Annotated in this window: 18 protein-coding genes; 17 read left to right on the top strand and 1 reads right to left on the bottom strand. The window is 39.7% G+C overall.

Annotation, left to right across the window (positions count from 1 at the left end):
* The first annotated feature begins 295 nt into the window (after window positions 1-295).
* The 11 genes from ADH51_RS04630 to gatB all read left to right on the top strand — a co-directional run bounded on the left by ADH51_RS04630 (window position 296) and on the right by gatB (window position 13216).
* The gene (locus ADH51_RS04630; RefSeq protein WP_002884715.1) at window positions 296-1510 is read left to right on the top strand and encodes a pyridoxal phosphate-dependent aminotransferase; all 1215 of its coding nucleotides are present in this window, start codon (window positions 296-298) and stop codon (window positions 1508-1510) included.
* A gap of 267 nt (window positions 1511-1777) precedes the next feature.
* Window positions 1778-2563, top strand: a complete 786-nt coding sequence (gene codY, locus ADH51_RS04625) for a GTP-sensing pleiotropic transcriptional regulator CodY (protein ID WP_002884784.1) — start codon at window positions 1778-1780, stop codon at window positions 2561-2563.
* A 65-nt stretch (window positions 2564-2628) separates the two neighbouring features.
* Window positions 2629-3180 carry a cysteine hydrolase family protein gene (locus ADH51_RS04620; RefSeq protein ID WP_004183314.1) on the top strand — a complete coding sequence of 184 codons (552 nt, stop codon included), beginning with the start codon at window positions 2629-2631 and terminating at the stop codon, window positions 3178-3180.
* Between the two features lie 156 nt (window positions 3181-3336).
* Entirely contained in the window at window positions 3337-4776 is a 1440-nt protein-coding gene (locus ADH51_RS04615; protein ID WP_048674775.1) for a 6-phospho-beta-glucosidase, read from the top strand.
* A gap of 194 nt (window positions 4777-4970) precedes the next feature.
* On the top strand, window positions 4971-6179 hold the full coding sequence (locus ADH51_RS04610) for a glycosyltransferase (RefSeq protein WP_048674772.1): 1209 nt from the start codon (window positions 4971-4973) through the stop codon (window positions 6177-6179).
* Window positions 6180-6182: 3 nt separating this feature from the next.
* Window positions 6183-7064 carry a glycosyltransferase family 2 protein gene (locus tag ADH51_RS04605; protein ID WP_037611917.1) on the top strand — a complete coding sequence of 294 codons (882 nt, stop codon included), beginning with the start codon at window positions 6183-6185 and terminating at the stop codon, window positions 7062-7064.
* A gap of 50 nt (window positions 7065-7114) precedes the next feature.
* Window positions 7115-8413 carry an accessory Sec system glycosyltransferase GtfB gene (locus ADH51_RS04600; protein WP_048674769.1) on the top strand — a complete coding sequence of 433 codons (1299 nt, stop codon included), beginning with the start codon at window positions 7115-7117 and terminating at the stop codon, window positions 8411-8413.
* On the top strand, window positions 8394-9866 hold the full coding sequence (locus tag ADH51_RS04595) for a glycosyltransferase (protein ID WP_048674766.1): 1473 nt from the start codon (window positions 8394-8396) through the stop codon (window positions 9864-9866). The genes ADH51_RS04600 and ADH51_RS04595 overlap by 20 nt, the downstream gene beginning before the upstream one ends.
* A 139-nt stretch (window positions 9867-10005) precedes the next feature.
* Entirely contained in the window at window positions 10006-10308 is a 303-nt protein-coding gene (gatC, locus tag ADH51_RS04590; protein WP_002884769.1) for an Asp-tRNA(Asn)/Glu-tRNA(Gln) amidotransferase subunit GatC, read from the top strand.
* Window positions 10308-11774, top strand: a complete 1467-nt coding sequence (gatA, locus tag ADH51_RS04585) for an Asp-tRNA(Asn)/Glu-tRNA(Gln) amidotransferase subunit GatA (RefSeq protein WP_048674763.1) — start codon at window positions 10308-10310, stop codon at window positions 11772-11774. Before gatC ends, gatA begins: the two co-directional genes overlap by 1 nt.
* Complete coding sequence (gene gatB / locus ADH51_RS04580) at window positions 11774-13216, top strand: Asp-tRNA(Asn)/Glu-tRNA(Gln) amidotransferase subunit GatB (protein ID WP_048674761.1); 1443 nt, start codon at window positions 11774-11776, stop codon at window positions 13214-13216. The genes gatA and gatB overlap by 1 nt, the downstream gene beginning before the upstream one ends.
* A 102-nt stretch (window positions 13217-13318) precedes the next feature.
* Here the strand turns inward: gatB and ADH51_RS04575 are convergent, their stop codons facing one another.
* Window positions 13319-13684 (bottom strand): hypothetical protein, encoded by a 366-nt coding sequence (locus ADH51_RS04575; RefSeq protein WP_048674758.1) that lies wholly within the window; start codon window positions 13682-13684, stop codon window positions 13319-13321.
* Window positions 13685-13841: 157 nt separating this feature from the next.
* Here ADH51_RS04575 and ADH51_RS04570 point away from each other — a divergent pair, with 157 nt between their 5' ends.
* From ADH51_RS04570 to ADH51_RS04545, 6 genes are all read left to right on the top strand, one after another.
* Window positions 13842-15278: a 6-phospho-beta-glucosidase gene (locus tag ADH51_RS04570; protein WP_048674755.1), complete on the top strand. Its 1437-nt coding sequence runs from the start codon at window positions 13842-13844 to the stop codon at window positions 15276-15278.
* Window positions 15279-15330: 52 nt separating this feature from the next.
* Window positions 15331-15570, top strand: coding sequence for a SemiSWEET transporter (locus tag ADH51_RS04565; protein ID WP_004183305.1), 240 nt, complete (start codon window positions 15331-15333; stop codon window positions 15568-15570).
* Window positions 15571-15701: 131 nt separating this feature from the next.
* Window positions 15702-16016 carry a PTS cellobiose transporter subunit IIB gene (locus ADH51_RS04560; RefSeq protein WP_048674751.1) on the top strand — a complete coding sequence of 105 codons (315 nt, stop codon included), beginning with the start codon at window positions 15702-15704 and terminating at the stop codon, window positions 16014-16016.
* Window positions 16017-16179: 163 nt separating this feature from the next.
* A complete protein-coding gene (locus ADH51_RS04555) occupies window positions 16180-18156 on the top strand; it encodes a BglG family transcription antiterminator (protein ID WP_048674748.1) in 1977 nt (658 codons plus the stop codon).
* Window positions 18157-18165: 9 nt separating this feature from the next.
* Window positions 18166-18480: a PTS cellobiose transporter subunit IIA gene (locus ADH51_RS04550; protein WP_048674745.1), complete on the top strand. Its 315-nt coding sequence runs from the start codon at window positions 18166-18168 to the stop codon at window positions 18478-18480.
* Window positions 18481-18509: 29 nt separating this feature from the next.
* Entirely contained in the window at window positions 18510-19016 is a 507-nt protein-coding gene (locus ADH51_RS04545) for a hypothetical protein (protein ID WP_048674744.1), read from the top strand.
* The last annotated feature ends 28 nt before the right edge of the window (window positions 19017-19044 follow it).

Below are 19044 nucleotides of genomic sequence, written 5' to 3'. Positions count from 1 at the left end.
TAGATTTTCTGAAATCTTTTTTTGACTGCTTACTTTAGGACGCTCTTAGTAATGTGAAGATTTCAGTATTATCTAAAAATTGAAGATTGCTTGAAAAAGAGGTATAATACAATCTGTTATTAGCTTCGTAAGAAACATGATAATTAAAAAAGAGGAAGAAAAGTCTTCAGAAATGATACCAAATGGCCAAGCCTAAAGTTGGTGTCAATAAAAGTGGAAATCCCCATCAGGTGTTGAATTTTCTTATTTTCTGCTAGATGTATCTACTTTTAGTATCTTTTGAAAGGATTAACTTATGAAAACATTTGATAAATCATCAAAGTTGGATCACGTTGCCTATGATATTCGTGGACCAGTTTTGGATGAAGCCAACCGTATGATTGCCAATGGTGAAAAGATTCTTCGTCTTAATACAGGAAATCCTGCGGAATTTGGCTTTACAGCACCGGATGAAGTCATTCGTGATTTAATTATGAATGTTCGTAACAGTGAAGGGTATTCGGATAGTAAGGGGATTTTCTCAGCTCGTAAGGCGATTATGCAGTATTGCCAGCTAAAGGGATTCCCAAATGTAGATATTGATGATATTTATATTGGTAATGGTGTTTCAGAGATGATTTCCATGTCTATGCAGGCTTTGCTTGATGATGGAGATGAGGTCTTGGTCCCAATGCCAGACTATCCTCTTTGGACAGCTTGTGTCAGTCTAGCAGGCGGTAATGCCGTACACTATGTCTGTGATGAAAAATCTAACTGGTATCCAGATATTGATGATATCAAATCAAAGATTACGTCAAATACTAAGGCAATTGTAGTCATCAATCCTAATAATCCTACAGGTTCACTCTATCCTAAGGATGTCCTTGAACAGATTGTGGATATTGCTCGACAAAATGATTTGATTATCTTTGCGGATGAGATTTATGACCGCTTGGTTATGGATGGTAAAAAGCATACTGCGATTGCGAGCCTTGCACCAGATGTTTTCTGTGTGTCTATGAATGGTCTTTCTAAGTCTCACCGTATCTGTGGTTTCCGTGTAGGTTGGATGGTTCTCTCTGGACCTAAAAAGAATGTCAAAGGCTATATTGAAGGGCTTAATATGTTGGCCAACATGCGTCTTTGTGCTAATGTGCTCTCTCAGCACGTTATTCAGACTTCACTTGGTGGCTACCAATCCGTGGATGAACTCTTGATCCCTGGTGGGCGTATCTATGAACAACGTGAGTTTATCACGAATACCGTAAACGCTATTCCAGGCCTCTCAGCTGTTAAGCCAGATGCAGGGCTTTACATCTTCCCTAAGATTGACCGTAACATGTATGATATTGAAGATGATGAAGAATTCTGTCTTCGTCTCTTGAAGAAGGAGAAGGTTCTCCTAGTTCCAGGTAAAGGCTTTAACTGGAATGAACCAGATCACTTCCGTATTGTCTACCTTCCTCGTGTGGAAGAGTTGGCTGATCTCGGTAACAAAATCGAACGAGTCTTGTCATATTACAAGCGTTAATTTCTTAAAAAACTGGACAAAAAGGCTTGTCCAGTTTTTATTGTCTCTAAAAAGAGGATGTATTTGAGCAAAATCCGAACATTTTTCCTAAAAATGCCATAATATACTTAATATAATGAATAGTAGAATAATAAATAATTTTCAGACAATTGTTTGCAATTTCTAGGTTAAGTGTGCTATAATAGTAGGGCTAGTAGGTCTTGACGCAGAAGATTAGTACAAGGCTTGATATTATTATGATTACAATAGAAAGTGAAGACAATAAATATGGCAAATTTGCTGGCTAAAACACGTAAAATTACATCTATCTTGCAACGCTCAGTAGACAGCTTGGAAGGAGATCTTCCATATAACAATATGGCTGCTCAATTGGCGGATATCATTGATTGTAACGCTGCTATCGTTAATGGTGGTGGTGCTCTCCTTGGTTTTGCCATGAAGTACAAAACCAACAATGATCGTGTAGAAGAGTTTTTTGAAGCTAAACAACTTCCAGAAGAATACACACGTGGAATCAGCCGTGTTTATGACACTCAAGAAAACATTGGTATTGACAGTGACTTGACCATTTTCCCTGTGGAATCAAAAGATGACTTCCCAGATGGTTTGACTACAATTGCCCCTATCTATGGTGGTGGGATGCGTCTTGGTTCTTTCATCATTTGGCGTAACGACCATGATTTTGTGGATGAAGATCTTATCTTGGTTGAGATTGCCTCTACGGTTGTTGGTTTGCAGTTGTTGAACCTTCAAACAGAGAACTTGGAAGAAACAATTCGTAAACAAACAGCTATCAACATGGCAATTAATACCTTGTCTTACTCAGAAATCAAGGCAGTTTCAGCTATCTTGAATGAGTTGGACGGTTTGGAAGGTCGCTTGACAGCGTCTGTTATCGCTGACCGTATCGGAATTACACGTTCAGTTATCGTTAATGCCCTTCGTAAGTTGGAATCAGCTGGTATTATTGAGAGCCGTTCACTCGGTATGAAAGGGACTTATCTTAAAGTCCTTAACGAAGGTATCTACGATAAATTGAAAGAATACGAATAAGAAGAATACTGAAAGAAAGTGAGGTAGGAGGAAACTGCCCCACTTTTTTAAAAGGAGAAAGTAATATGACAAAGGCATTGATCTCAATTGATTACTCTTATGATTTTGTGGCAGATGATGGGAAGTTGACGGCTGGAAAGCCTGCCCAAGCCATTGAAGACCGCATTGCCCAGGTAACTCAAGAGGCCTATGACAATGGGGACTATATCTTCGTTGCTATGGACCGACATGATGAGGGAGATACCTTCCATCCTGAAACCAAGCTCTTTCCACCGCACAATATTGCAGGGACGTCTGGGCGAGAACTTTATGGTAAGTTAGCTGGTGTATATGATGCTATCAAGGATGATAATCGTGTCTTTTGGATGGATAAGAGACACTATTCAGCCTTTTCGGGAACAGATTTAGATATTCGTTTGCGTGAGCGTCGTGTGACGACAGTTGTTTTGACAGGAGTTTTAACAGATATTTGTGTGCTGCATACAGCCATTGATGCCTATAATTTGGGCTATGATATCGAGGTTGTAGCAAGTGCAACAGCTTCCTTGACGCCTGAAGCTCATGACTTTGCTATCGGGCATTTTAAGAATGTGCTTGGAGCAACAATTGTGGAGTAAGAAGATTTATGATCGAGAGTAGGAATCTGTCCTACTCTCGTTTTTTTGTCAAAATCATAGGATAGTATCAGTTTTTCGTAGTTTACTATAAGAAAACGATTCCAGATTAGTATATACTATTACTGAAATAATCTTGAATCATAAAGAGGTAGAACAATGACTAAAAAAATGACTTTTCCTGATGGATTTTTGTGGGGTGGGGCGACAGCGGCCAATCAATGTGAGGGTGCCTATGATGCTGATGGGCGTGGTTTAGCTAATGTTGACGTGGTGCCAATTGGTGAGGATCGCCTTTCTATTATCACTGGACGTCGTAAGATGTTTGATTTTGAGGATGGCTATTTCTATCCAGCTAAGGAAAGTATCGACATGTACCATCGTTACAAGGAAGATATTGCTCTCTTTGGTGAAATGGGATTTAAGACCTATCGTCTTTCTATTGCTTGGTCACGTATTTTTCCTAAAGGGGATGAGGCTGAGCCAAATGAAGCTGGGCTTACCTTTTACGAGGACCTCTTCAAAGAATGTCACAAGTATGGCATTGAGCCTTTGGTGACAATCACACACTTTGATTCTCCCATGCACTTGATTACAGAGTATGGCGGATGGCGTAACCGTAAGATGCTTGGTTTCTATGAAAATCTTTGCCGTACCCTTTTCACACGTTATAAAGGTTTGGTGAAGTACTGGCTCACATTCAATGAAATCAATATGATTCTCCATGCACCATTTATGGGAGCAGGACTCTGCTTTGAAGAGGGTGAGAATGAGGAACAGGTTAAATACCAAGCAGCTCACCATGAGTTGGTAGCTTCAGCTATGGCGACGAAGTTGGCCCATGAGATTGATCCTGAAAATAAGGTTGGTTGTATGTTGGCAGCAGGTCAATATTATCCAAATACAGCCCACCCACGTGATTACTGGGCAGCCATGCAAGAAGATCGTAGTAGCTATTTCTTTATTGATGTTCAGGCTCGTGGAGAGTATCCAAATTATGCTAAGAAGCAGTGGGAACGTGATGGCATTGAGATTGAGATGACTGAAGAAGATTTGGCCCTTCTTAAAGAGCATACTGTTGATTTTATTTCTTTCTCTTACTATGCAAGTCGTGTGGCTTCAGGTGATCCAGAAGTTAATGAAAAGACCGCTGGAAATATCTTTGCCTCTATTAAAAATCCATATTTGGAAGCTTCAGAGTGGGGCTGGCAAATTGATCCACTAGGTCTTCGTATTACCCTTAACGCCATTTGGGATCGTTACCAAAAACCGATGTTTATTGTTGAAAATGGTCTCGGTGCTGTGGATACACCAGATGAAAATGGTTATGTCGAAGATGATTATCGTATCGACTACTTGGCAGCCCACATCAAGGCCATGCGTGATGCTATCAATGAAGATGGTGTAGAGCTTTGGGGCTACACAACATGGGGCTGTATCGACCTTGTTTCTGCTGGAACTGGTGAAATGAAGAAACGTTATGGCTTTATCTATGTAGACCGTGACAACGATGGTAATGGTAGCCTGAAACGCTCTAAGAAGAAATCATTTAACTGGTATAAAGAAGTTATCGCAAGTAACGGTGCCTCTGTAGAATAGTCTATGAGTTGAGAGGTGTTCGCTGTTTTAAACCACGTGCTAGTCTGAATTCTATTTTACGCGTTTAACGAACACTAAAAGAAAATTGATCTCCAATTAAAGTCAGCCTTAGGGTTGGCTTTTTTTGTAAGAGATAGAAATTGTAATGTTTTCTAAAAAATGATATTCTTATTAGAGTTTGAGAGGAAGAAAACATGGGGAAAAAATCAGTTGTATTTGTAGCAGAGCTATCCTATATGGAAAAGTTAGAGGTGGCTCTAAAATCTTTGTGTGCACATAAAGGGCAGTGGAAAATTTATGTGCTAAATGAGAATTTACCAACAGAATGGTTTACACTGATGAATCGTCGTCTAGAGGCTATTGATTCTGAAATTCTCAATTGTCGTGTGTCTGCCGAAAGCTTTAAACAATTTTCGCTTCCAAGTACGCATATTCATTATGCGACTTTTTTCCGTTATACAATTCCTGAGTTTGTTCAAGAAGATCGCGTTCTCTATTTGGATTGCGATATGATTTTTACGCAGGATTTGTCACCACTTTTTGAAGTGGATCTTGGCGGATTTGGTATTGGAGCGGTGGCGGACCGTCCGACGACGACAGATGGTTTTAACGCTGGCTTGATGGTTATTGATACCGATTGGTGGCGACAACACAAGGTGACAGAGTCTCTTTTTGACTTGACAAAAGAGCATCATCAAAATGTTTATGGGGATCAAGGAATCTTGAATCTTTATTTCAAGGATGCTTGGTATCAACTCCCATGGACCTATAATCTCCAAGTGGGTTCTGATAAGGACCAGTATGGTTATGGAGATTTGGAATGGTATGATGCTTTTAAAGGGGTACCAGCGGTTATTCATTATACTTCCCACAATAAGCCTTGGACGTCGAAACGCTTCAATCGTTTCAGGGATATTTGGTGGTTTTATTATGCCCTATCTTGGGAAGAAATCTTATTGAGAAAGCCATCCTTAAAGCTTAGCTTTAGTGATATGGTAGGTGATTTTCCTTACCATACGGCGATTTATACTAACACTGCAGACATCTTTGAATTGGAACATTTGCTGCAGGCTCTTCCAGATGTAGCTTTTCATGTTTTGGCTCATTCTCATTTCGGGTTTAATTTGGTGAAGTTGGAGCAGTATCCCAACCTTATTCTTTATCCGTCCTTTGATCCCTTGACCAGTCGAAAGGTCTTGGAAAAAATAGATTTCTATATGGATATCAACCCATTTGATGAGGTTGATCATATCACAGAAACGATTCATCAGTTGGGGCTTCCGATTTTCTCTTTTGAAGGAACAAATCACGACCAAACTGGGAAAAATCAAGTGTTCAAGAATGACCAAGTAGACCAAATGGTAAAGGCTGTTCGAGATTATATAGATACGATTGAGAGATAGACCATGGAAAATAAAGAAGTAGTTAGTATTGTTATTCCCATTTATAATGTGGAAGCTTATTTAAAGCAGTGTTTGGAAACGATAGTGAATCAGACTTATCCAAACCTTGAAATCATTCTTGTCAATGATGGCTCTCCTGATAAGTCAGAGGAGATTTGCAAGGAGTTTTTTAAGCGAGATTCACGTATTCGCTATGTGCGACAAGTTAATGGTGGCCTATCTGCAGCCCGAAATACAGGAATTGATTTAGCCACAGGTGATTACATCACTTTTGTAGACCCAGATGATTGGGTAACAGAGGATTATGTGGAGACCTTGTACACTCAGCTTAAGAAGTATGAGGCGGATGTTTCTATTGCCAATTATAACTTGTTCAACGAGAGTACCAGTAAGTTTTTGATTAAGGTAACGGAGAACGATTATTCTGAAACCCTTTATGAGGGGAGAGAGATTATAGACCAGGATGCCATTCAAGAGACAAGAGATATGGCTTGGGCTTGTGCCATGATGAAACTCTACAAAATCTCCTTATTTGAGGACCTTCGTTTTCCTGTCGGGAAGAATGTCGAAGATAATTTCCTTATGTACAAACTCTTGTTAAAGGCCAATCGTGTTGTTCATACTGAAAAATGTATCTACTGGTACCGAGTGGGTCGTAAGGATACGCTGTCGCAGGTCTGGACAGAGAAGCGTGTCTTAGATGAGATGGAAGCCAAGAATGAAAAACTAGCTTTACTAGGTATGTTGGGCTATGATTTGACCTGGCACCGTTATATTTATAAGACACGTCTGAAGCGGGCCATTGAAAAAATGGAAGAAGCTAATCTTCAAGATACTGAGACCTATAAGACGGCGCAGGTTAACTTGAGATTTTTGGAGCAATAAAGGTCGAGGGTTAAGCTATTTATTGCTTGGATTAGTCAGAAAGGATAACTATGCTTATTATTGCACAAGAACCTAGTCAGGCAACGGAAAAACTGAGAAGATTACTAGACTCCTTTGGTATCCAATCCCGTGTGTTTTACACGAATTTTGAAACGGATCTTGCTAAGGACACTATCAGTTTAGCATCGTTATTTATTTATTCCTCTGAGGAAGATTATCACGGGACACCACTCTTTTTTAACGATTTGTCAGTTCCCCTCTACTGGGAATTGTGGACTTTAGGGATTACGACCTACATTTTTGATGGTCAAGACCGCCGTGCCAGTGTCATTTTTCGTGACAATCTAAAGGAACGTACAGTCAAACAAGTCCAATGGTTTGGACAAGGGGAAAAAGTTGTTGCGATAGACGACTATAATCGCTATGGCTGGCGGACCAAACAGCGTCTTCTGGATGATCAGGGGCAAGGCATTATGGATATTTACTTTAATCGTAATCAAGAAGAGGTCTTGCTTCACTATGTTCAAGATGGATACCTAATTGATCAGGGATCTGAAGGAAGAGATAGGATTTTTTCAGGTAGGGAAGAATTAACTAAGGCTGTTTTGAATCAAATCCTGAAGTTAGACGAAGCTATCATCTGTATGGATTCCAATTTAATCCCGACATTGCAGACCTTGAATGCTAATCGTCTGGTTTATTGCTCCGACAGTCATGATGGTCTTGAGTTTATTCAAAATCAAGTGAATCATGTTTTGGTTACTAATTATTATCCACAAGAGGAACGTAAGTCAGGCATGATTTATTTAGCTGGTGCAGAACAAGACGGTTCTCAGACTTTTGTGCCTCAAGCCATGGTGATGACTGCTTCTGAAAATATTGAGGGCCTAGCTGACTTAGTTGATGCTTTTCCGGATATTGACTTTCATATCGGAGCTCAAACTAGTATGGGACCAAAGTTGACTTGTCTCGAAGATAAGAGAAATGTCCATCTTTATCCAGGAATTCGTCAGGAGAAATATCAAGAGCTACTAAGGAATTGTTTCATTTATTTAGACTTGAATTATGGAAGTGAAGTGTCTGATGTAACTTTGGATGCGATTGAAAATGGGCAGTTGCTTTTTGGCTTAGAATCAACGGTTCATCGTCACTACTATAAGGACTTACCAACGGTCTATACTTCCTTAGAGCAACTAGAGCAGGGGTTCCGACAACTCATACAGCAAGCAGAGTTTTACCCTAAGGCTCTTAAAAGTCAGAAAGAGGTTTTGAAACTCGTCGAGAGGGAAGGAATCTTAGCTTTCTTTACTAGATTGGAGGGGGAAAAAGATGACGATTTACACCTTTAACCTATTGGTGGGCTATGAGCCCAATGGTGTGGATGTGGCCCAGGCGTCTAGAGCTTTGATGCTACGTGAATTAAATGAGCCTGCTAAGTTTGTCTTTACGACCTGGCCACAACCCTATAAATTAGATTACTATCTTTCTTTAGGACATCGCTACGAGGAGCTCCTCCATGCCTATCTTAGCTTTACAGATCAAGACAGTCATATCCCATCTTTGACAGTGGGGGCCTTGCAGCAAAAATTTAAGTTGACACGTCTAGATTTGAAGAGCCAAAGCGAAACAGACTCTGTGTATACCTGTTCTGATGGTACTTCTTTGGTCTTCAAGATGGATCCCTACCAAAAAGGTAGTGTGCGGTATGTAGACTACCACGTTAATGGTATGCTATTGAAGCGTGAGTGGTATGGAACAAGTAAATTAGTCACAGAATACTTTGAAAAAGGCATCATCATCAGGAGAAGTTATCATAATAAAGATGGTCGCATTGCCTTTGAAGAACTCAAGCAAGGAGCCAGTTGGTTATATAGGCTGGGCACTGAGATTTTAGTGACCAAGACAGAGGTCATGCGTCGTTTTCTAGCAAGGCTTCCTTTGACAGCTGAGGATACCTTGTTGCTGGATAGGGCTTCCTTGATGGAATTTATGCGACCGATTTATGAACTGGACTCACCTGCAAAGCTAGGTTTTGTTTTTCATTCAGAGCATGAGTTTGAAAATGGGGACCTCTACTATGAGTATTATTACATCTTTAAGTACGCCCAACGCTTTGACTTCTTTATCACAGCTACTGAGGCACAAAAGGCTGTTTTAGAAAATACCCTGCAAAAGCAAGGTGTCACAGACGCCGCTATTTATGCCCTAGCAGTGGGACATTTGGATAAACTTAGTTTTCCAGAGGAGCAGAGGAAGCCTCTTAGTTTGATGACGGCTTCGCGATTGGACCCACGTAAACGCTTGGATTTGGCTATAAGAGCCGTTGCCCTTGCCCATCAAAAAGAGCCTAACCTTCGCTTTGACATCTACGGTAAAGGTGGGGAGCAAGAGAATCTACAAGATTTAATTGATACTTTAGGGGCGAATGATTACATCCAACTTAGAGGACATGCGGATTTACGTGATGTCTACCCACAGTACGAACTTTATGTCACTACCTCTCAGTGGGAGACCTTTGGTTTGACCCTGATGGAAGCAGTAGGAGCAGGTTTAGCCCTGGTTGGTTTTGATGCCCGTTACGGCAATCCAACCTTCATCAAAGATGGTGAGAATGGCTATCTGGTTACTTATAGCGAGACTATGGATGAGGACCTGCTTGTTTCTCAGATGGCGGATAAAATTGTATTTGCCTTAGAGAGTGATCTTGAGTCTATGCACCAAGTTTCATATGACCTGGCAAAACAGTATTTGAAACCTGAAATTCTAGAGGCTTGGAGAAAGCTCTTGATAGCCATACGATAAGTGTTTTGAAAAAGCTCTATCTCTGTAAACTGTAGTGACAAAAAAGTTACTACAGTTTTTTTATCCTCCAAGCAAAATAGGCTAAATTATGGTAAAATAGAAGGTATTGAAAAATCATCATTTCACGAAAGGAAGCAAGATGAAAATTACGCAAGAAGAGGTAACCCACGTTGCCAATCTTTCAAAATTGAAATTCTCTCCAGAAGAGACAGCTGAGTTTGCGACAACCTTGTCTAAAATTGTCGACATGGTGGAATTGTTGGAAGAAGTGGACACAACAGGTGTTGCCCCAACAACGACCATGGCTGACCGTAAGACCGTATTGCGTCCGGATGTTGCTGAAAAAGGGACAGACCGTGACCGCTTGTTTAAAAATGTACCTGAAAAAGATAACTATTACATTAAGGTACCAGCTATCCTAGAAGATGGAGGAGATGCCTAATGTCATTCAACCATAAAACCATTGAAGAGTTGCACGACCTCCTTGTCTCTAAGGAAATTTCAGTAACCGAATTGACTCAAGCGACACTTGACGATATCAAGGCGCGTGAAGAAGCAGTCAATGCCTTTGTGACGGTGGCTGAAGAAGCGGCCCTCGCGCAAGCCAAGGCCATTGATGAAAAAGGAATCGATAAAGATAACCTCCTGTCAGGGATTCCACTCGCTGTCAAAGACAATATCTCAACAGATGGCATCTTGACGACTGCAGCATCAAAAATGCTCTATAACTATGAGCCCATCTTTGATGCGACAGCTGTTGCCAATGCAAAGGCTAAAGGTATGATTGTTGTCGGAAAAACCAACATGGACGAGTTTGCTATGGGTGGATCTGGTGAAACTTCATACTATGGACCAACCAAGAATGCTTGGGACCACAACAAGGTGCCTGGTGGATCTTCTAGTGGTTCAGCAGCTTCTGTCGCTTCAGGGCAAGTTCGTTTGTCTCTTGGTTCTGATACTGGTGGTTCTATCCGCCAACCAGCTGCCTTCAACGGGATTGTTGGTCTCAAACCAACTTATGGAACTGTTTCACGTTTCGGTCTTATTGCCTTTGGTAGCTCACTTGACCAAATTGGTACCTTCTCACAAACCGTTAAGGAAAATGCCCTCTTGCTCAATGTCATTGCCAGTGAAGATGCCAAAGATTCAACTTCAGCGCCAGTACGTGTAGCCGATTTTACTGCTAAGATTGGTCAAGACATCAAGGGCATGAAGATTGCCCTTCCTAAGGAATACCTCGGTGAAGGAATTGACCCAGAAGTCAAAGAAACTATCCTTAATGCAGCTAAGCACTTTGAGAAATTGGGAGCAACTGTCGAAGAAGTTAGCTTGCCTCATTCTAAATACGGGGTTGCCGTTTACTACATCATTGCTTCATCTGAAGCTTCATCAAACTTGCAACGTTTCGATGGGATTCGTTATGGTTTCCGTGCGGAAGATGCCAAGAACTTGGATGATATCTACGTGAACACCCGTAGCCAAGGCTTTGGTGATGAAGTGAAACGTCGAATCATGCTGGGTACCTTCAGTTTGTCATCTGGTTACTACGATGCTTACTACAAGAAAGCCGGACAAGTTCGGACACTTATTATCCAAGACTTCGAAAAAGTCTTTGCGGATTACGACCTCATCCTTGGTCCAACAGCTCCAAGCGTGGCCTTTGATTTGGATTCGCTTAACCATGATCCGGTTGCCATGTACTTGGCGGACTTGTTGACCATTCCAGTTAACTTGGCAGGTCTTCCAGGAATTTCGATTCCAGCAGGATTTGCGCAAGGACTTCCAGTTGGTTTGCAGTTGATTGGTCCTAAGTATTCGGAAGAAACAATCTATCAAGCTGCAGCTGCTTTTGAAGCAACAACGGATTATCACAAGCAACAACCCCTTATTTTCGGAGGTGACAATTAATGAACTTTGAAACAGTCATCGGACTTGAGGTCCACGTTGAATTGAATACAAACTCAAAAATTTTCTCACCAACCTCTGCTCACTTTGGGAACGAGCAAAATGCCAATACCAATGTGATTGACTGGTCTTTCCCAGGGGTGCTTCCTGTCTTGAACAAGGGTGTTGTGGACGCTGGTATCAAGGCTGCTTTGGCCCTGAATATGGATATCCATCAGCACATGCACTTTGACCGTAAGAACTATTTCTACCCTGATAATCCAAAGGCCTACCAAATTTCGCAATTTGATGAGCCTATCGGTTATAATGGGTGGATTGAAGTGCAATTGGAAGACGGCTCAACTAAGAAAATTGGGATTGAACGTGCTCACTTGGAAGAAGATGCCGGTAAGAACACCCACGGAACAGACGGTTTCTCTTATGTAGACCTCAACCGTCAGGGGGTGCCATTGATTGAGATTGTATCTGAAGCCGATATGCGTTCTCCAGAAGAAGCCTATGCCTATTTGACAGCTTTGAAAGAAGTCATCCAGTACACAGGCATTTCTGACGTTAAGATGGAAGAAGGATCTATGCGTGTGGATGCCAACATTTCTCTTCGCCCATACGGTCAAGAGGAATTTGGTACCAAGACAGAGTTGAAAAACTTGAACTCTTTCTCAAACGTCCGTAAAGGTCTTGAATACGAAGTGCAGCGCCAAGCGAAAATCTTGCGTTCGGGTGGTGTCATTCGTCAAGAAACACGCCGTTATGATGAGGCCAACAAGAGCACTATCCTTATGCGTGTCAAAGAAGGGGCAGCGGATTACCGTTACTTCCCAGAACCAGACCTTCCCTTGTTTGAAATCTCAGATGACTGGATTGAGGAAATGCGTACATCATTGCCTGAGTTTCCAAAAGACCGCCGTGCTCGCTATGTGGCAGAGCTTGGCTTATCTGACTATGATGCCAACCAATTGACAGCTACTAAGGTCACATCTGACTTCTTTGAAGCAGCCGTAGCCCTTGGAGGAGACGCTAAACAAGTGTCTAACTGGCTCCAAGGTGAAGTGGCTCAATTCTTGAACGCAGAAGGTAAAACGCTGGAAGAAATCAAGTTGACACCAGAAAACTTGGTAGAAATGATTGCCATCATTGAAGATGGAACCATCTCTTCTAAGATTGCCAAGAAAGTCTTCGTTCATTTGGCGAAAAACGGTGGCGGTGCGCGTGAATACGTCGAAAAAGCTGGCTTGGTACAGATTTCAGACCCTGAAGTCTTGATCCCAATCATCCACCAAGTTTTCGCAGATAATGAAGCAGCCGTAGCCGACTTTAAGTCAGGTAAACGTAACGCTGACAAGGCCTTCACAGGCTTCCTCATGAAAGCAACCAAAGGCCAAGCCAACCCACAAGTAGCCCTCAAGTTACTTGCCCAAGAATTGGCGAAGTTGAAAGAAGAATAGTAGATAAAGAACCAGCCGAAAGGTTGGTTTTTTATTTTAAGTGAATATAAAAACTCCTAACGAACAAAGTTGGTAGGAGTTTGTGAGATAGGGTATGTAATTTTAAAAGTGAGGAAGAGCTGAAGCAACCTTCATTTCTTCAGGAACAGTGACAATAACTTGATGAGCTTTTAATTGATATTTATTAATAATCCATTGACGAAGTTTTTCTTTAGAGACATTAGCAGTCCCTCGGAATTCATGTCCGTTATCATGGACAGTCCAGTCTCCCATTTTCTTAAAATCAGTATTCTTAAGTAAGTCAGGGTATTGATCTAGCTCTTTAAGATGAATAATAGTAAAGGTATCACTATTACGTACAATGACGTTTTTCTTCAAAGTCTTACTTAAGTACCAGAAGAGCATAGCAACAGCGCTAACTCCAACAACAAGTCCTGCAAAAGCAATTAAAAACTGTATAAAATTCATATTATAGCCCCCTTATGAGACATAGTATACTCTTTATCTAAAACGTTTTCAAGAAAAAGATGACCTATTACTTTCCGTAGTATTATGGAAAAAGAATGCGTTTTCATTACCGCTTATGGAGTTTATAATAAAAGTATCAAAGTCAGGAGGAAAAACGATGACTACTTTTAAAGATGGATTTTTGTGGGGCGGTGCTGTTGCTGCTCATCAACTTGAAGGTGGATGGCAAGAAGGTGGTAAAGGAATCAGTGTTGCTGATGTGATGACAGCTGGTCGTCATGGAGTTGCCCGTGAAATTACCCCGGGCGTTTTGGAAGGTAAATATTATCCAAACCATGAGGCTATAGATTTTTACCATCGTTATAAAGGAGATATTGCACTTTTTGCTGAAATGGGATTTAAGTGCTTCCGAACATCGATTGCCTGGACACGTATTTTCCCCAAAGGTGATGAGTTAGAGCCCAATGAAGAAGGTTTGCAATTTTATGATGATCTTTTTGATGAGTGCTTGAAGTATGGAATTGAACCTGTAATTACGTTATCTCATTTTGAGATGCCATATCATTTGGTTAAGGAATATGGTGGCTGGAAAAATCGAAAATTGATTGATTTCTTTGTTCGCTTTGCGGAAGTCGTATTCAAACGTTATAAAGATAAAGTTAAATACTGGATGACCTTTAATGAAATCAACAATCAGGCCAATTACCAGGAAGATTTTGCACCATTTACGAACTCTGGTATTGTATATGAGGAAGGTGACGACCGAGAAGCTATTATGTATCAAGCAGCACACTATGAGTTAGTAGCTTCTGCTCGAGCAGTAAAAATTGGTCATGAAATTAATCCAGATTTTCAAATTGGTTGTATGATTGCCATGTGTCCTATTTATCCTGCAACTTGTAATCCTAAAGATATTTTAATGGCTATGAAGGCTATGCAAAAACGTTATTACTTTACTGATGTACATGTTTTGGGTAAATATCCTAAACACATTCTAAAGTATTGGGAACGTAAAGGAATCTCAGTTGATTTTACAGATCAAGATAAAGAGGATTTACTTGGAGGAACGGTAGACTATATTGGATTTAGTTACTATATGTCTTTCGCTATCGATTCTCATCGTGAGAATAATCCTTATTTCGATTACCTTGAAACAGAAGATTTGGTTAAAAATAATTATGTTCAGGCATCTGAGTGGGAGTGGCAGATTGACCCAGAGGGCTTACGTTATGCATTAAACTGGTTTACTGATCACTATCATTTGCCACTTTTCATTGTTGAAAATGGTTTTGGTGCTATAGACCAAGTTGAAGAAGATGGCATGGTTCATGACGATTATCGAATTGATTACCTAGGTGCTCATATTCGTGAAATGAAAAAAGCTGTAGTTGAGGATGGCGTCGATTTAATGGGCTATACACCTTGGGGGTGTATTGACCTAGTTTCAGCAGGTACCGGTGAGATGAGAAAACGTTACGGATTTATCTATGTTGATAAGGATGATAATGGACAAGGAAGTTATGAACGCTCACCGAAAAAATCATTTAATTGGTATAAAGAAGTTATTGCATCCAATGGCGCAACAGTAGAATAGTATTAGGAAGCTGGGAAGATGCCCAGCTTCTTTATTAAATAGGAGAACAGATATGATCGGTAGTATTGCAGCAATTTTAACAACATTTGCCTTTTTGCCCCAAGTTGTGCGTGTGGTAAAAACAAAAGATACTGAATCAATTGCCTTAGGGATGTATGTTATGCAGGTTATTGGTATTGCTTTGTGGCTTGCTCATGGTCTTCACATTGGTGACTTACCTTTGATTTTAGCTAATAGTGTTTCATTTTTGCTATCTGGTATTATTTTGATTTATAAATTGAAGTACAAATAATTATTTTCCGTATCGTTGAGGAAAAATCAGCAATGGTAATTGTAAGCGCTTTATTTTATAATTATAGTGTAAATAAGAAATAGCCCAATCAGGTATCAATTTGATGGGATTAGATTAAAGGAGAAAATCTTATGGCAAAAGCATTGATTATTTGTGCAGCAGGAATGTCTTCATCACTCATGGCAAAGAAAACAACTGAATTTCTAAAAGGGAAAGGTCAGGATATTGAGGTTGATGCTATTGGTGCCAATGAAGGTGGAAAAGCTATTGCAGCAGCAGAGTTTGATTTGTATCTTGTAAGTCCTCAAACAAAAATGTATTTTAAACAGTTTGAAGAAGCAGGTGCTAAAGCTGGAAAACCAGTTGTTCAAATTCCACCACAAGCTTATATTCCAATTCCAATGGGAATTGAAAAAATGGCTAATTTGATTCTAGAAAATATCTAATATTTGCTAAATAAACAATTCAAACAATAAAGGTTGATTAATATTATCTGTTGGAGAGATTATAAATGATTCATAATCTAACTTATGCTCAATAAAAAGAAGTAGAGATGTGAAAATATCCTATAATAGAAGGTGAAGATATCATTTTTAGGAGGATATGTGAGTGTCAAAAACTAGGGAAAAAAACATCCTTCAATTCTTAATAAAGCATAGGGAACGTTATGTTACAAGTAAGGAGCTTGCGGATTACTTGTCCTGTTCGGATAGGACTGTACGTAATCACTTAAAATCAATTGATCAAACGTTGAACCTTCAAGGTGTCAGGTTGGTGTCAAAACAAGGACAAGGCTATCGACTAATTTTTGAAAGCCAAGAAGCTTGTCAAACGTTTCGTCTGATATATGAATTAGGGGATGATTACAATACAAAAGCGTCTATGTCCAAAGGTGATGATCGGCTAGCTTTCATTTTAAATAAGCTCTTGTTTGAACAGGTTCCAGTTCTTTTTGATGATTTAGTTGAGGAGCTATATGTTAGTCGCTCAACCTTGTCTAATGATTTTAAAAAGATACGCCATATGTTGGCAGAGTATAACCTAACTATAGAAAGTAGAGCGAATAAAGGTGTCTATGTTTCTGGTGAAGAACGAGACAAGCGTCGCTTTATTATGAGTTATTTCTTGGAGAACCAGTTTTTTAAAGCAATGCATACTTATGTGAAGTCAAGTTTTTTTGAGCAGAATCTTCCACTAGAGGAATTGGCAAAGATTGTTCTAGAAGAATGTCAGGAAGCCAATCTGAAGTTATCGGATTTTGTCTTACAAAATTTAGTTGTTCATATAGCCTTAGCAATAGGCCGTATCAAGTCTGGTTTTGAAATTAGTAACTTAGATTGTCAGATGACAGATAATGACATCGAACGCCGGGTTGCTAAGAGGATTCTTTCAAGAGTTAGTAAAGTAACCAATCAGCAATTTCCAGTTCAAGAGATTGATTATATTACCCTACATCTGTTAGCTAAAAGTCAGTTACCCCAAAACAATCAAACAGAGTTTTCTAAAGAGGCACTGAGAGACTCGGTGGTCCAAAGCTTTAAAACCTTAGGGTTAGAGGATATATATCACTTTTCTTCGGATTTTCAACTTATTGAGAGTCTTATAACTCATTTGATGACCCTACAGGTACGTTTAGCCAGTCATATTAATCTTAGTAATCCATTGGTAGATGAGGTTAAACAGAATTATAGTGACGTATTCTTCATGACCAAGGAAATTCTTGCAAATATGGAAGCTTTTTCACAGGCTACTATATCTGATGATGAAATAGTTTATGTCTGTCTTCATTTCTTGGCTGCTATCGAACGTCGAAAAGAAAACCATAAATTTTCAGTCTTGGCGATCTGTGCGACAGGATTTGGGGCTGCTCAAATGCTTAGAGGTCGTCTTGAGTCTGAGCTTGGGAATCGTATCGAAGTGGTAGATGTCATAGGTTACTATGAGTTGAACCAAGAAAAGATAGATGGTATTGATTTTATTGTATCGGCTGTTGATTTATCGAACCTTTACTTTCAGATACCAGTTTTTACGGTGAGTGTCTTTCTTAAATCCGAGGAAATATCTCAGATTCGTCATGCTATGAATCAGATGCAAGTCTCGAGAATTAGGAAACGTTCAGAAGTAGCCCCTATTGAAGACGACAATTTTAAACAGTACTTTAGTCAAGATAATTTCTTTGTGTGGACGAAATGCGATAAAAAACGACTATTGGAAGAAATGGCTGAGTCTCTATCTGTTGGCGAAAAGGACGACTTCAAGCAGTCTTTACTTTATGAAATAAAACAGCGTGAGAAATTAAGCTCAGTCGTCTTTTCCGAAAAAATTGCAGTTCCTCACCCAATTAGGCCCTTGGGAAAAGAAGTCAAGGTCTCAGTTGCTATCTGCCAAGAGCCTTTATCATGGGATAATCAAGGTTCAGATGTTCAACTCGTTTTTCTTTTATCACCATCTAAATATGGAAATGAAGGATTGGCGGATGTGACGACAAAAATTGTTTCCTTAACAGAAAATGATGATTTACAAGAGCAATTAATCAATTGCAAGGATTTTGATGAGTTTATTACAATATTTGAAAAAATAACATAGGAGGTTCATATGAATCAAGAAGAACTACAGGTTGCAGCCTTTGAAATCATTCTTCATTCAGGTACTGCTAGAACAGAAATTCATGAAGCGTTTGCAGATATGCGAGAAGGTCGCTTTGACGAAGCAGAAGCTAAGTTAGACCGTTCAAATGAAGAAATTTTAGAAGCACACCATGCACAAACAAAACTTCTGCAAGACTATGCAAGTGGTGTAGAAATTAAGATTGAAATTATCATGGTACATGCTCAAGACCATTTAATGACTACAATGACTCTATTGGAAGTAGCAAAAGAAATGCTAGTTCTTCATAGAAAGGTTGGCTAAACAGGTATAGTGAAACAAGGAGGAAGACAATGACAAAAAAAGAACAACTAGAAATTGAGCGTCAACGTCGGGAGACAGCATTGAAAAATACTTTCTTTAACCGCTATCTTCTTCTACGTTATACAATAGCACTTTTCTTTTTTGGCAATATTTATTGGCTTTTGAATCAATTTATTCGTCCTTCTTTTGTCATTGTTCTCCCTATCACATTAATTGTGTTAGCGATTTTGGCTACTGTTGAGCAGTTTCGATTGTATGGCAAGCGTGATGAACGTTTGAAGGTAACTCAGATGTTTGTTCGCTCGCAAGCTGTTATTCAGGTGGGACTACTTGTTCTAACTTGGACAAGTTGGTTCACAACTCTTTTCCCGATTTTTGAAAATAATCAAGCTGCACGTTTCTTTGTTTTTGTCATTCTTTTACTAGGATTGGGACTTTGCTTACTGAATCTTAAAAGAATTCAAGAAATATATGAACGTAAAGATAAGGCATATCAACGCTTTATCCAGTTAGAAAAGAGTTCTATAACCTTATAATACCTTTTAAAAGGATTGCTATTGAAAT

The organism is Streptococcus sp. 449_SSPC (assembly GCF_001073005.1).
Lineage (GTDB): Bacteria > Bacillota > Bacilli > Lactobacillales > Streptococcaceae > Streptococcus > Streptococcus salivarius_F.
The sequence above is the reverse complement of the archived record's forward strand: the minus strand, read 5'-3'. Positions and strand labels throughout refer to the sequence as shown.